Origin of the sequence: Streptomyces sp. NPDC000594 (genome assembly GCF_040299965.1) — a bacterium.
In the GTDB taxonomy this organism is placed as follows: domain Bacteria; phylum Actinomycetota; class Actinomycetes; order Streptomycetales; family Streptomycetaceae; genus Streptomyces.
On the sequence record NZ_JBEPCY010000012.1, the window covers coordinates 71,525 to 85,295 of the forward strand.

Annotated in this window: 10 protein-coding genes and 1 pseudogene; 4 read left to right on the plus strand and 7 right to left on the minus strand. The window is 75.2% G+C overall.

Annotated features, from left to right (window positions below; translation table 11 throughout):
* Positions 1-757 precede the first annotated feature (757 nt).
* From ABT354_RS18645 to ABT354_RS18675, 7 genes and pseudogenes are all read right to left on the minus strand, one after another.
* Positions 758-1,939 (minus strand): annotated as a pseudogene (locus ABT354_RS18645) (glycosyltransferase); the annotation flags it as partial.
* Positions 1,940-1,945: 6 nt separating this feature from the next.
* Positions 1,946-2,782, minus strand: a complete 837-nt coding sequence (locus ABT354_RS18650; RefSeq protein WP_351494996.1) for a polysaccharide deacetylase family protein — start codon at positions 2,780-2,782, stop codon at positions 1,946-1,948.
* Positions 2,772-4,661, minus strand: coding sequence for a lipid II flippase MurJ (locus tag ABT354_RS18655; RefSeq protein ID WP_502983450.1), 1,890 nt, complete (start codon positions 4,659-4,661; stop codon positions 2,772-2,774). Before ABT354_RS18655 ends, ABT354_RS18650 begins: the two co-directional genes overlap by 11 nt.
* A 557-nt stretch (positions 4,662-5,218) precedes the next feature.
* The gene (locus tag ABT354_RS18660; protein WP_351494998.1) at positions 5,219-6,709 is read right to left on the minus strand and encodes an O-antigen ligase family protein; all 1,491 of its coding nucleotides are present in this window, start codon (positions 6,707-6,709) and stop codon (positions 5,219-5,221) included.
* Between the two features lie 2 nt (positions 6,710-6,711).
* On the minus strand, positions 6,712-8,256 hold the full coding sequence (locus ABT354_RS18665; RefSeq protein ID WP_351495000.1) for an exopolysaccharide biosynthesis polyprenyl glycosylphosphotransferase: 1,545 nt from the start codon (positions 8,254-8,256) through the stop codon (positions 6,712-6,714).
* On the minus strand, positions 8,253-9,548 hold the full coding sequence (locus ABT354_RS18670; RefSeq protein WP_351495004.1) for a glycosyltransferase family 4 protein: 1,296 nt from the start codon (positions 9,546-9,548) through the stop codon (positions 8,253-8,255). The genes ABT354_RS18665 and ABT354_RS18670 overlap by 4 nt, the downstream gene beginning before the upstream one ends.
* Before the next feature lie 111 nt (positions 9,549-9,659).
* Positions 9,660-10,826: a DUF3344 domain-containing protein gene (locus ABT354_RS18675; RefSeq protein ID WP_351495006.1), complete on the minus strand. Its 1,167-nt coding sequence runs from the start codon at positions 10,824-10,826 to the stop codon at positions 9,660-9,662.
* A 397-nt stretch (positions 10,827-11,223) separates the two neighbouring features.
* Here ABT354_RS18675 and ABT354_RS18680 point away from each other — a divergent pair, with 397 nt between their 5' ends.
* From ABT354_RS18680 to ABT354_RS18695, 4 genes are all read left to right on the plus strand, one after another.
* Entirely contained in the window at positions 11,224-11,517 is a 294-nt protein-coding gene (locus tag ABT354_RS18680) for a hypothetical protein (protein WP_351495008.1), read from the plus strand.
* Positions 11,518-11,694: 177 nt separating this feature from the next.
* On the plus strand, positions 11,695-12,105 hold the full coding sequence (locus ABT354_RS18685; protein ID WP_351495010.1) for a rodlin: 411 nt from the start codon (positions 11,695-11,697) through the stop codon (positions 12,103-12,105).
* A gap of 292 nt (positions 12,106-12,397) precedes the next feature.
* On the plus strand, positions 12,398-12,808 hold the full coding sequence (locus tag ABT354_RS18690) for a rodlin (RefSeq protein WP_351495012.1): 411 nt from the start codon (positions 12,398-12,400) through the stop codon (positions 12,806-12,808).
* A gap of 308 nt (positions 12,809-13,116) precedes the next feature.
* Positions 13,117-13,347: a chaplin gene (locus tag ABT354_RS18695; RefSeq protein WP_351495014.1), complete on the plus strand. Its 231-nt coding sequence runs from the start codon at positions 13,117-13,119 to the stop codon at positions 13,345-13,347.
* Positions 13,348-13,771: the final 424 nt, after the last annotated feature.

Sequence of the window (13,771 nt, forward strand, 5' to 3'; positions counted from 1 at the left end):
GTGCTCTCCCGGTCGGGTCGGTCGTTTCCGTTACGTCGTCGGTACGGGTCCCAGCGGTGTGTCCCCCGGGTCCGGCCGGGCGCCCCGCGCCGGTCCGCGCCCCGGCGGTGGGCGCCCTCGCGGGGACGGGATCGCCCGGGACGGTCGCCTCGGCCACGGGCGGGTCACCCACGGCGGTCGCCCCCGGTACTGCGGTGGGGTCCACCACAACGGCCGGTTCGGCCACGGCGGTCGGGGGCGGCGCGGCAGCGCGGTACGCCGCGACCGTCGGGCCCGCCAGGGCATCCGCGTCTGCCACAGCGGGCAGCTCCACGACGGTCGCGGGGCCCCTCACGGGGGCCGGATCACCCACGGCCGTCGGGTCCGCGCGGGCGGACAGGGCACCCTCGGCGGCGGGCACCGCCATGGCAAGCGGGGTGCCCACTGCGGTCGCCCCCGGCGCGGCGGTCGAGGGCGTCACGGCAGCGCGGCCCTCCGCCAAGGCGCTCGTGTCCGCCCCAGCGGTCGTGCCCCACGCGGCGGAGCCCGCCCTGCCGGACCGGTCCGCCGGAGCGATCGGGGCGGCCACGGCGCCCGGGTCGGGCGCGGTGGTGGGGTCCGGCGGGGCCAGGGCGCGGCGAGGGTGGGGGCGGCGGGTGCGGGGGGTGGTGGTGAGGCGGGTGTACAGCTCGGTCAGGCGGGCGCCGCCGTGGGCGATGTCGTAGTGGCGGACGGCGGGCGGGACCTCCAGGCGGCGGGGGGCGCGGGTCCGTTCGTCGCGGAGGGCCGCCGTGAGGCCCGCCGGGGAGGTGTCGACCCGGCGGGCGCCCGGGGCCTGGTCGCCGGGGAGGTCCTCCACGGCGGGGCAGGGCCCGTGGAGGACCGGCAGCCCGGCGGCGAGGGCCTCCACCACGGCGAGACCGAAGGCCTCCTCCCGGGAGGCGGAGACAAAGACGTCCACGGCCGACAGCAGCGCGGGCACACTCGGCACGGAGCCGCCGGGTGCGGCCCGCCGCCCGTTGGGCCGGGCGGATCCCGGCCCGCCGCGCCCCGGGTGCCGCACCGCAGCCCGGGGCCCGCCGCACCCGGACGCATGGGACGGACAGCCGCCGGGCACCCGGGGTCCCCCGCATCCGGCGGGACCGGCGACGGGACCGGGGGCAGGACCGGGGGCGGGGCGCGCCGGGGGTGGTTCCGGGGCGCACTCGCCCAGGAAGCGGATCCGGTCGCCCGCCCCCAGCCGGACCGCCAGGGCCTCCAGCGCGGGGCGTTCCGGCCCGTCCCCGGCGATCAGCAGCACCGTGCCCGGCAGCACCGCCACCGCCCGGACGACCGCGTCGAACCGCTTCCCCGGCACCAGCCGGCCGACCCCGCCCACCGCGAACGCCCCGTCCGGGATGCCGAGCGCGGCCCGGACGGCGGCCCGTGCCCGGGGGTCGAAGCGGAAGCGCGCCGCGTCGATCCCATTGGGGACGACATGGATCCGTTCCCCCGCGACCCCCCAGGCCCGCAGCCGGCCCGCCACCGTGTGCGAGACGGCGACCGTGGCCGACCCCAGCCGTTCCGTCCCCAGATAGAGCGCCCGCGCGGCCCCGGTGAGCGGGCGCCCCTCGATCTCCGACTCGCCGAGCGAGTGCTCGGTGGCCACGGTGGCCCGTACCCCCGCCATCCGCGCGGCGACCCGACCGTACACACACGCCCGGTACAGATGGGTGTGGACCAGGTCGTACCGCCCCCGCCGGATCAGCGCGGTGAGCCGGGGCAGGGCCCGCAGATCGCGGTTGCCGCGCATCCCGAGGTGATGCACCCGTACCCCGTCCGCGCGCAGCCCCTCCGCGACCGCGCCCGGGTTGGTCAGGGTCACCACCTCGCACTCCAGCGGCAGATGGCGCAGGAGCAGCCGCAACTGCTGCTCCGCCCCGCCCACACCCAGCCCGGTGATGACATGCAGCGCCCTCATCGGCCCTCACGCCCCCAGCCGGTGACGCAGCCGCTTCACCCGGAGCCGCAGGACCCGGTCGGCCTGGCTGACATGGGTCCGGGGCAGGGCGTACGGATCCTCCGGTCCGCTCCCGTCCCCCGGTCCGCTCCCGTCTCCCGGTCCGCTCCCGTCTCCCGGCGCGGGCGGGCGGATGGCACAGGCATAGCCGTATCCGGCGGCCCGTACCGCCGCGCGGGCCCGGAGGTTCACCGTCCCGTACGGATAGCAGAACCCGCTCGGCGCGGTACCGGTCAGCTCCCGCAGCCAGGCCCGGCTGCGTACGGTCTCGTCGGCGAGGAGGTCGTCCCCGACGGTGGTCAGATCGACGTGGTACAGCCCGTGCGAGCCGATCTCCGTACCCGCCGCGAGCGCGGTCCGCAGATGGCGCTCGTCCACCAGGGACCGGCGCGGCCCCGCCGGGTCCCAGTCGTTGCGCCCGCCGAGCCGCCCGGCCAGGACGAAGAGGGTCGCCGTGCAGCCGTGCCGCCGCAGCAGCGGCAGCGCCTCCTCGGTGAAGTCGGTGTATCCGTCGTCGAAGGTGAGGCCGACCAGACCCCGGTCCCGGCCCTCGGCGCGGGCGCGCAGCAGGGTGGCGACGGTGACCCCGGTGAGCCCCATCCGGGTCAGCGCGCGCAGCTGGCGGTCGAGCCGCGCGGGGGAGACCGTGATGCCGTACGGGTCGTCACCGGGGTCGGCGACGGCGTGGTACATCAGGATCCACGGCCGGCGGCGGGTGCGCTCGCCCCGGGCCACGAGCCCCGCGCGGCCGGCGGGTGCCGGGCCGGCGGGGGGCGCGGCGGCGGTCACGGTCTCAGCGGACATGGCGGAACCTCCGTCGGGCGAGGGCCAGCAGATGGACGACCTCCGGGGCGCGCACGGCGTGCCCGGTGGCGGCGAAGGCGGCGGTCACCGCGGCCGTGCCGAGCACCAGGCCCGGGAGCGCCGCGCCGGTCAGCGGGGCGACCAGCAGCCCGGCGGCGGCCCCCGCGGTGGTGGCCGCGGCGAGCCGGGCGAGGGTGAGGGTGACGGCGCGCACCTCGACGGCGACGACCCGGGGGCCGAGCCCGCGCAGCAGCAGCACGGCGGTGACACAGATCCCGGCGGCGTTGGCGGCGGCGATGCCGTGGATCCCGAGGGCGTCGACGGTGAGGGCGCCCGCGCCGATGGTGACGGCGAGTCCGACGGCCATCGCGGCGGCGGGGAACCAGGTGGGCCGCCCGGAGGAGAAGAAGGGGCGGCCGAGCGCGCCGACGAGGGTGTGGCCGATGAGCCCGAGGGCGTAGACCCGCATGACGGAGGCGGTGGCCCCGGTGTCGTGGTGGTCGAAGGCGCCGCGTTCGAAGAGGACCTCGACGATCTGCGGGGCGCAGCCGAAGACGATCGCGGTGCCGAGGAGGACGACGAGTCCGGCGAGGGCGAGGTCGTGTTCGACCCGGCTGCGGGCGCGTTCGTGGTCGCCCTCCGCCACCGCCTGGGCGACGACGGGGAAGGTGACGGTGCAGAACATCAGGGAGAGCACCATCGGCATCTGCGCGATCTTCTGGGCGTAGTTGAGATGGGAGATCGCCCCGCCGGGGAGTGCGGAGGCGAGATGGCGTTCGACCAGGACCTGGGCCTGCCGGCTGATGGCGAAGAGCACGATGGGGGCGAGGAGGGCGAGGCCGACGAGGGGGACCGCGGGCGGGCGCGGGCGCCTCCCGAGCCCGCGCAGCGCCTCCCTCAGATGTCCCGTGCGTCCCTTGCGGCCCGTGAGCCCCGTGCGCCGGGGCGGGGCGACATGGCGCAGCACCGAGGGGAGCTGGACCAGGACCATCAGCAGCCCGCCGACGGCCACCCCGGTCGCGGCGCCCCGTACCCCCCAGAAGGAGTTGAGGAGGAGCGCCGTGCCGATGATGCCGACATTGGAGGCGATGTAGACGGAGGCGGGCGGCAGGAAGCGGCCGTGGGCGCGGAGGGCGGCGCTGAAGTATCCGGCGAGTCCGTAGGTGAGGACGGTCAGCGCGGTGAGGCGGGTGCAGTCGACGGCGAGCGCGGGTTCGGGGAAGCCGGGGGCGAGGGCGTGGACGAACTGGGGGGCGAGGACGACGAGGGCGCCGGTGGCGGCGGTGAGCACGGCGAGGAAGCGGGGGAAGGTGGTACGGAGCAGTTCCCGTACGGGGTCGCCGGTGTGCGTGCGGGCCGCGCGGGCGGCGATGGCATGGCTGAACGCGGGGACGAGGAGCAGCGCCATGGCGTCCTCGATGAGGAGGGTCGCGGCCATCTCGGGGACGGTCCAGGCGATGAGGAAGGCGTCGCTGTCGGTGCTGGCGCCGTAGATCTGGGCGATGGTCTGGTCGCGTACGAGCCCGAGGGCGGCCCCGGCGACGGTCAGCCCGGCGGTGACGGCGGCGGCCCGCGCGAGGACGTTCCCGAGCCGCCCCCCGGCCTCCGGCACACCGACCTCCGGCCCGGACCCGGAGGGGGCCCCCGGCACGGGCGCCGCTCCGGTGGCCGGGTCCCCGGACAGGGCCACGGGCACGGCCCCCGGCGTGGGTGCGAGCGCGCTCGCGGCTCCGGAGAGGGGCACGTCCCCGGGTACGGGCGCTGCCCCGCCCGGCACCGGTACGGGTGCGGCTCCCGGCACGGACCCGGGCGAGGCACCTGGCGCCAACGGCGGGACGGTCACGGGTACAACCCCGGACCCCGCCCCCGGCACGGGCATCGCACCGGCCGCGCAGGGGGCGCCCGGCACGGACTCCGCGCCGGGGCCGAACACACCGGCCGCTCCGGACGCGGGCACGGACTCCGACGCCGGTACGGGCACGGCCCCGGGCCCAGGGCCCGCCCCGGGCCCCAACGCACTCGCCGCCCCCGGCACGGCCATCGCACCGGACGCGGGCACGGACAAGGCATCCGACACCTGCGGGGATCCGGTCCCCGACACGGGTACGGCATGGGGCACGGCCCCGGGCCCAGGGCCCGCCCCGGATCCGGTCGCGCTCGCCACCCCGGACCCCGCCCCCGGCACGGGCATCGCACCGGCCGCGAACGGGGCCCCCGACGCCGACTCCGCGCCGGGGCCGAACGCGGTCGCCACTCCGGGCACGGGCCGGGGCAGGCCCTCCGGCATCGGCGCGGGACCGCCGGGTCTCCGCCCGTTCAGGGCCCCGCCCCGCCGGGCGGGGGACCACCACCGGATCCCCGTACGGCGGCCCGTACCGCCCGGTGGCCCCCCGGGGCGCGGGGCCCCGGAGGGTTCCGGGGGGCGCGGGGTGGTGGTCATCGCGGGGCGGCCCCGTCACGAGCGGCCCCACCGAGCGGCGCGCCAGGCGCGGGAGACACGGGCGCCAGCGCCCACCACGCGGCCAGGCCCAGGACGATCCCGGTCAGCACCGTGGAGGGCCCGCCGATGTCCGCGTACAGGAAGTCGACCGTCTGCCAGACCATCAGCCCCACCGCCGCGAGCCCGCAGTCCGCCGCGGTACGGCGCCCCGCGCCCGCGCGGCGGCGCAGCCTCCGTACCGCCCCGATCAGCAGCGCCCCCCAGCTCCCCGCGAACGCGACCAGCCCGATCAGCCCCTGCTCGCTGAGGATCAGCAGATACATGTTGTGCGGCGAGAGCAGCGGCTGCCGCCTAAAGGCGTGCCCCGCTCCGCCGGTCTCGCCGCCGGAGGAGAGCGCGATGGAGGCATGGCCGTCCCGGTGCGCCGGGAAGCCCTTGAGGCCGACCCCGGTCACCGGCTCCTCGCGCCACATGGAGACCGCCGCCGCCCACATGGTGTAGCGGTCGTTGACGGAGCGGTCGGGCGCGGCCGTGACCTGGGTGATGCTGCCGAGGCGCTGGGCGATCTGCTCGGAGCCGACGCCGAGGCCGCCCACCAGCACCACCCCGGCCGCGGCGAGCACCGCCAGCGTTCCCACGGCCCGGCGCAGGCCGGTCAGGACCAGCATCACCAGGGCTCCGGCGGCGGTCGCGATCCACACCCCCCGGCTGAAGGAGAGTGCCAGCGGTACGGTGAGGGCGCCCGCGGCGACGGTCGCGGCGGGGACCAGCAGCCGGTGTGCCCCGGTCGGCGGGCGCAGTGCGAGGGCGGCGGCGGCGAGCAGCCCGTAGCCGACGACGGTGGCCATGCCCATCACATCGGTGGGTCCGAAGGTGCCGACGGCCCGGACGCTCTCGCCCATGTAGAGCGCGCCGGTCCCGGTGGCGTACTGGTGGACGCCGACCGCTCCCTGGACGAGTGCGAGCACCACCAGCGCCCCGGTGACCGCGCGGAAGTCCCGGGCGTCCCGCAGGAGCAGCAGCACCGCGCCGGGCACCAGGACGAAGACCTGGAGATAGCGGACGAGTCCGGGCAGCGCGGCCCCGGGGTCGGCGGCGGTGACCACGGCGACCGCGACGGCCGCGGCGGGCAGCGCGAGGACGGCGGCGGCGAGCGGGGTCAGCGGGCGCCTTCGCTCCCGTACCACCCGGATCAGACACCAGAGGACGAGCAGCGCGGAGGCGATGTCCGCGGGGGCGATCCGGCCGGAGCCCGCCTCGCTGCCCCTCGGCAGGGGCGCCGCCAGCAGCAGCACCGTCACCAGCAGGGGCAGGAGGACGGCCCCGTGCGCGGCCGTCCTGGCGGCCCGGCGGGCGGGGGTGTCGCCCCGGGCGTCCGGCTCCGTCCAGCGGGCGAGCGCGGTACGGACCCGGGGGATGACCACGGTACGGACCCAGGGGGCCCACCGTGCGTGCGCGGCCTCGTCCGCGGCCGGGGCGAGGGCCATCGTCAGCTTCCTCCGAGCCGGAACAGCGACACGGCCGTGCGGGCGATGATCCGCACGTCCTGCCAGGGGGTCCAGGTGTCGATGTAGAGGTTGTCGAAGCGGGCCCGTTCCTCGATGGAGGTGTCGCCGCGCAGCCCGTGGATCTGGGCGAGCCCGGTGACGCCGACCGGCATCCGGTGGCGGGCCTGGTAGCCGGGGTGGGCCCGGCTGAACCGGGAGACGAAGTAGGGGCGTTCGGGGCGCGGCCCGACCAGGCTCATGTCGCCGCGCAGCACATTCCACAGCTGGGGAAGCTCATCGAGCGAGGTGCGCCGCAGCAGATGGCCGGTGGCGGACATCCGCCGGTCGAAGGCGACGTTCCAGCGGGTGGCGGACTCGCTCTCGTCGACCGGGCACAGGGTGCGGAACTTCAGCAGGGTGAACGGGCGGCCGTGGAGCCCGACCCGTTCCTGCCGGAAGACGACCCCGGGCCCGTCGGCGATCCGTACCGCGAGCGCGCACGCCGCCAGCACGGGCGCGGCCAGGACCAGGGCGACGGCGGCGAGCAGGATGTCGAGGACGCGTTTGACGGCGCGTCCGAGGGGCCGGTACGGGCCGTCCCGCAGGGGCAGGACGGCGAAGCCCCACACATGGTCGTGGCCGCCCGCCCGCCACCAGCTCCCGGCCGCCGCACCGCCGTCGACCAGCCACAGCCGGCAGCCGTGCCGGGTGAGCAGCCCGATCAGCGCGGCCGCCCGCGGGTCGGGAGCGGGGCCGGGGTCATGGGTGAAGAAGGCGTCCCCGACCCCGTCCCGGACCACCGTCCGTTCGACCTCCTGCGGGGTGGTGAGCACCGGCGGCGCCGGGGAGCCCTCCTGACGGGCGGTCACCACGGTGACGGGGGCGCCGGTGTGCGGGGCCGGGGCCCGGGGCGGTTCGCCGGGGGCGGGGCCGTCCGGGGCGGGGACCCGGATCCGGGCGACGGGCCGCATCCCGTACTCGGGGTGGCCCTGGAGGGCGCCGGTGACCTGGCGGGCGATCGGCCCGTCCCCGATCACCAGGGCGGAGCGGGGCCGGTGCGCGGCGGCCCGGCGGGCGCCCCGGTGGGCCATCGCGCGGGCGGCGCAGCAGAGCACCGTATGGAGGGCGGCGGCGAGCAGCGCGGCGGCCGGGGCGAGGGCTCCGCCGTGGCCGAGGAAGCGCAGCCCTTCGGCGAGGATCAGCCACTGGAGCAGGGCGAGTCCGGCGACGGTGGGGATCTCGGCGAAGGCGGACGGGACCAGCCGGGGGCGGTACAGGCCCCGGCAGGCGTACAGCGCGGGCTGGAGCAGGGCGAGCGGGAGCAGGGCGGCGGCGAGCGGGGCCGGTGGCGCGGGGGGTGCCAGCAGGGCCCAGGTCAGCAGCGGGGCGAGGACATCGGCGGCGATCAGCCCGGCGGGGCCGGTGCGCGGCGCCGGCCGGCGGGCGGGCGCCGCGACGGTCCTCCCGGGCGCGGCGGCGGTCGTCTTCCCGGGCGCGGCCGCCGTCTCCCGGGCGGTGTGGGGCGCTGGAACGCTCTCCGTCGTCATCGTGTCGCGCTCTTCCTCGTCGGGGGGCGGGGGGAGGAAAGAAGGAGGTCCTGGTAGAGGCCGAGGACGGCGGCGGCGGTCCGCTCGGCGTCGCCGTTGGCCCGTACATGGGCACGGGCCTCGGCGCCGAGCGCGGCCCGCAGGGGGGCGTCCCGGAGCAGGGCGACGACGGCGGCGGCGAGGGCGCGTGGATCGTCGGGGGGTACGAGGCTGTGGGCGGCGTGGCCGGGCGGCAGGCTCTCCCGGGCGCCGCTGACATCGGTGACGACGACGGGCCGGGCGCAGGCCATGGCCTCCAGCGGGGCGAGGGCCATGCCCTCCCAGCGGGACGGGAGGACGACGAGGTCGGCGGCGCGGAGGAAGGGCACGGTGTCGGTGACGGCTCCGGCGAGGATCACTCCGGGGGGCGCGGACCGGGCGAGCCGGGGACCGTCGGGGCCGTCGCCGACGAGGAGCAGGGTGGCGCCGGGGATGTCGCCGCGGACCCGGGGCCAGGCGTCGAGGAGGACGTCCTGTCCCTTCTGGCGGCAGAGGCGGCCGACGCAGACGACGAGGGGGGTGCCGGCGGGGATGCCGGGCAGCAGGGGCAGGGCGGCACGGGCGGTTCCCCGGTCGGACCCGGACCCGGCGGTCGCGGCTTCGGGTCCGGTACCGGGGTCGGTGTCCGGATCTGCGTCCGTGTCTGTGTCCGTCCCCGTCCCCGTCTCCGGGTCCGTATCCGGGTCGGGGGCTCCGGCGGGGCTGAAGCGGGCCAGGTCGACCCCGTTGCGGATCACGGCCCAGCGGGCGGCGATCCCGGCCTCCTCCCCGTCCCGCCGCTCGCCCTCGCTGACGCAGAGGGTCCGGGTGGACCAGCGGGTGCCGTACCGCTCCCAGGCGAGGGCGGCCCGCGCGGCCCGGCCGGTGACGGCGTGGAAGGACCAGGCGTGCGGCTGGAAGACGGTCGGTACCCGGCCCCGGACGGCGAGCCGGGCGACCAGCCCGGCCTTGGCGCTGTGCGCGTGGACCAGGTCGGGGCGGCTGCGCCGGACGATCCGGGCGGCGGCGAGGACTTCGAGGGGGAGCCGGGGTCCGGGGGCGCGTTCGGCGCTCCAGTGGTGGACCCGGGCTCCGGCGGACGCGGCGAGCCCGGCGAGTTCCCCGTCGGGCGGGCAGGCCACCACGGTCGTGACACCTGCGGCGGTGTGCGCCCGGACCAGGTCGGTGACCACCCGGGGCACCCCGCCCTCGACGGGCTGGACCAGATGGAGGATCGTCAGGGGGCTCGGCCCGGGGCGGCTCGGTTGCGGCACGTGCGGCTCTCTCGGGTACGGGCGGTACGGGGGCGGTACGGGCGGTGCCCGCGATACGGGGCGGGGCGGTACGGGGTGGTGACCGGCGGCGATGGTCGACGGCGATGGCGGTCAGCGGCGGGTGTCCGCCTGGACGAAGAGCACACCGAGCGCGTAGGAGCGGCTCTCGGCGGTGAAGCGGAAGGTCGCGCTGGTCCCCCCGGGCCGGAGCGCGGGCCCGATGTCGAAGAGATCGGAGTCGTATCCCAGGGTGTTGGTGTACGAGGGCCTCCGGGTGTGGGTGTCGTCGCCCGGACCGCCGATGGTGGAATTCATCAGGTCGTCGGCGGGGTTGTGGGCGTCGGTGAGGCGGAATTCCTTCGGCGCCCCGCCCGTATCGCCCGCGTCTCCCGTGCCGCCCCCGGCGCCCGTATCACCCGTATCGCCCGTTCCTCCGACGCGCACCGTCACGGAGTCCCCGGTACGGCCCCGGTCCCCGTCGTAGGCGACCAGTCCCACCCGTCCGGTGGCCCGTTGCGGAATACGGAGACCGGGGAGGGTGATCTCATGGGCACCACGGGCCGTGTCAATGGTCTCGAATCCGTCCCAGATGGAGATCTGGCGCAGGGGTTCGGTGAAGTTCTCATAGGCCACGACCAGGGTCCAGCCGCCCCACGCACCGGCGGCGGAATGCCCCATGGCGACATTGATCTGAGCCACCGTATAGAGCCCGGCCCCGGCCTCCCGGACCAGCGGGGTGATATCGGCGGACGCCTGGAAGGCATCCGTTCCATCGGCGGCCCGATGGGCGATACGGGTATCCGCGAGTACTTGTTTGTAACTGCCGCCCTCTTCGGCGACCAGGACCCGGCCATTGTCGTCGGAGGGTTTCTGCTCGCCCGCGAGAAGATTTCCGCCCCAGTAGAGCCGGGCATAGCTGACCTTGGCGTTCTTCGGGAGAACGAGTGCGGCACGGCTGGAGTTGTAGGTGTTCAGATCGTCGTCCTCGTCGATGTAGTACATCTCGAAGTCGCCGTTGACACCCGTGCCCCCGGTCCGCGCGTCGGAGCAGCTCGGTGTGGAGAGGACCGGAGCGGTGCAGGTGATGGAGGAGTTCGCGGCCCGGACGACACCACCGCGCTGGACGGCCTGATAGCGCTGGGTGAAGGGAATGCTCGCCGATTCGGGCTGGCCGGAGACATCGACGGCGCCGAGCGGTGCGGCCGAGAGCGCCAGCAGGGACAGTGCTCCCAGGGTTCCCGCGATTCCCAGGGCGCCGAAACGGGTCGGCTTCGACATGACGGGCCCTCCGTGCTCTCCATGCTCGATGCTGGATCAAGATGACAAAAGCAGGAGTGCAGTTTGTCAGAACCTAGTTGGAAAACACGTAAGACTCGCGCGTCGTCCGTACGGCGGCCGGGCATCCCGGCTTTCCGCGCTTTCCCGGACTTCCCTGACCCGCTGTTTTCCTGGGCTCCCCGGCTTCTTCGGCTTACCTGACCCGCCCCGCCGCCGGGGCCATTCCGTCGCGGAATGGGAGCGGCCGGCCGGAGGCGGTTCGCCCGGTGGGCCCTTTCGACGGACAGTCCGACCATCCGTCGATATGAGAAACGGGGCAGGGGTTTCCCTGCCGCCGGGGAGTCGTTGTTCAGACCGACGGCGACGACGACCGTCGCCGGAGAAGGGACGCGCAGTCATGAAGTACACCAAGGTCGCCGCGCTGGTCGCCGGGTCGGTCGCGGCGCTCGGCGCCGCCTCGCCCGCGCTGGCGGCGACCACGCCGAACCTGACTCCCACCAGCCTCAACGGCGGTGTGGACCAGGTCTTCCGGCAGAGCCCGCTGCTCAACGGCGGCAGCGGGGACCTGGTGACCGATGTCGCCACCACCGCCTCCCAGCTGGGACCGGTCAAGGGCACGGCGCCGCAGCACCTGCTGAAGACGGCGGGCGCGGTCACCCCGCTGCTGGGCGGGGTGCAGCTCGGCGGCTGAGCCGCCGGACCGGGCGCCACCGGGGGCGCGGCAGGCGAACGTCGTGCCCCTCCGCGCGCCTGCCTCAGGCCGGAGCCCCCGAAGTGATCCATTGGAGTGAACCGGCGGAACCAAACATGCGGGGCGAAGTTGCTCAGGGCGCTCCATGTGCGGGCATCCACGACAGAAGGACGGAATATGCTCAAGAAGGTTATGGCGACCGCCGCGGTCACCCTCTCCGTGGCCGGCGCGGGCGCCGTGATGGCGCCGCAGGCCATGGCGGTCGGGGACGACCACGGCACCACCTCGGTCAGCGGCAACGGCTCGGTCCAGGCGTACGGCAACTCCGAGACGCACGGCGACCTCAGCCCGCAGCTCGGCCTGGTCCAGGGCTCGCTCAACAAGCCCTGCATCGGCCTGCCGCTCAAGGCGAACCTCGGCTCCCTCATCGGCGCCATCCCGGTCACCGTTCAGGACATCTCGGTCCTGTCGGCGCCGCAGAACCAGCAGTGCACCGAGAACTCGACCCAGGCCAAGGGCGACGAGCCGCTGTCGCACATCCTCAGCAACATCCCGGTGCTGTCGGGCAACGGCATCGCCAACAACTGAGCCCAGCCGCCCGCCCCATGGCCCCGGCACCCTCCGGAGTCCATGGGCGCGCACGGGCCAACCACCCCGGTCGTCCCCGTGGCGCCGGGGTGGTCGCGCTGCCCGGCCGCGCCCCGCGGTCCCGGGAGCCCGTTCTCCCCACGCCCGTTCCCCCGAACGGCCCTGCGCCACCACCCCGTACACATGCCGTCCGGCCTTTGCGTCGTTCGGGTGAAGAGGCGGAACCAAACGGGCCGGGGGCAGTTGATCAGGTCGCTCCACGATCGATCGTTCACAGCGAAAAGGAACACTCGTGATCAAGAAGATTCTGGCCACCGCCGCGGTCACCGCTTCGATGGTGGGCGCGGGCGCCACGATGGCCCCCCAGGCCATGGCCGTGGGCAACGACAACGGCACCACCTCGTTCAGCGGCAACGGCTCGACCCAGGCGTACGGCAACTCCGCCACCCACGGCGACCTGAGCCCGCAGCTCGCGCTGGTCCAGGGCTCCCTGAACAAGCCCTGCATCGGTCTGCCCGCGAAGGCGAACGTCGGCTCCCTCATCGGCCTCATCCCGGTCACCGTCCAGGACATCCCGATCCTGTCGGCGCCGCAGAACCAGCAGTGCACCGAGAACTCGACCCAGGCCAAGGGCGACGAGCCGCTGTCGCACATCCTCAGCAACATCCCGATCCTGTCGGGCAACGGCGCCGGCAACAACTGAGCCACCGGCCCGTGAGAGCCCCCGAGCGGCCTCGCACGCTCGGGGGCGCCTCCCTGGTCATCGCATTCCCCGGCGGGTCGAAAATCGTCGGGATGAAAATCCGATGGCGAATCCAGTGATTTAATTCCGCCCACGTCAATAAATCACCGTGCTGCATACGGGTGAATTTCGAACGGGCGGCCATACGAAGGTTTCCTACCGGGAACCCCCTCGTTAACAGGTTTGCGGGGGTGCCATGCACAGGGATCTGTCGACGCAGCGCGAAGGCCGTGACTGCGTACGCGCCCTCCGCTGAAAGGATCAAGAAAATGAACAAGAAGGCTGCCGCGGTCGCCGCAGGCGTCATCATGGCTCTGGGCACGGCCGCTCCGGCGATGGCCGACGCGGGCGCGAGCGGTGCCGCCGTGGGCTCGCCCGGCGTGCTCTCGGGCAACGTCGTCCAGGTGCCCGTGCACGTGCCCATCAACCTCTGTGGCAACTCGATCAACGTGGTCGGCATCCTGAACCCCGCCTTCGGGAACACCTGCGTCAACGCCTGACCTGCGTGACGACGGCCGGCCCCGCGCCGGCCCCGGAGGACCGGCCCAGGCCGGAATTCCCAGACCCCGGGATATGCGACAGCGCATCCCGGGGTTCTTTCTTTCCCGTAACCCCCTTTTCGCCACCCTTTACAGAAAACCAAAAAGGCGGCACAGGGAGATCCATCGACGGCGCCCCGAGATTGCGGCTCGGATTCCGGCTCAGATTCTGGCATCGCGATAATCCCGGCATTCCCGGATCTTCGCGCCACCGGGCCACCACCGGCCCGGATCCGGAAATTCCACCATCCCGGGCCGCCCCCGCGGACCGCTTCCCGCGCCGCCCCGGGCGAAAAGGACCGCCGAGAGCGGGGGACGCCGGGACGGGGCCGACCATGCCCGGACGGCCGGGCCCGGCGGGGCACCTCCCACCCCCGCGCCGGGC

What these genes read in the sequence shown, in the direction of transcription:
- ABT354_RS18695 (WP_351495014.1), top strand. Translation starts at nt 13,117, where the DNA reads ATGAACAAGAAGGCTGCCGCGGTCGCCGCAGGCGTCATCATGGCTCTG.
- ABT354_RS18650 (WP_351494996.1), bottom strand. Translation starts at nt 2,782, where the DNA reads ATGTCCGCTGAGACCGTGACCGCCGCCGCGCCCCCCGCCGGCCCGGCA.
- ABT354_RS18655 (WP_502983450.1), bottom strand. Translation starts at nt 4,661, where the DNA reads ATGCCCGTGCCGGGGGCGGGGTCCGGGGTTGTACCCGTGACCGTCCCG.
- ABT354_RS18680 (WP_351495008.1), top strand. Translation starts at nt 11,224, where the DNA reads ATGAAGTACACCAAGGTCGCCGCGCTGGTCGCCGGGTCGGTCGCGGCG.
- ABT354_RS18660 (WP_351494998.1), bottom strand. Translation starts at nt 6,709, where the DNA reads ATGGCCCTCGCCCCGGCCGCGGACGAGGCCGCGCACGCACGGTGGGCC.
- ABT354_RS18685 (WP_351495010.1), top strand. Translation starts at nt 11,695, where the DNA reads ATGCTCAAGAAGGTTATGGCGACCGCCGCGGTCACCCTCTCCGTGGCC.
- ABT354_RS18665 (WP_351495000.1), bottom strand. Translation starts at nt 8,256, where the DNA reads ATGACGACGGAGAGCGTTCCAGCGCCCCACACCGCCCGGGAGACGGCG.
- ABT354_RS18675 (WP_351495006.1), bottom strand. Translation starts at nt 10,826, where the DNA reads ATGTCGAAGCCGACCCGTTTCGGCGCCCTGGGAATCGCGGGAACCCTG.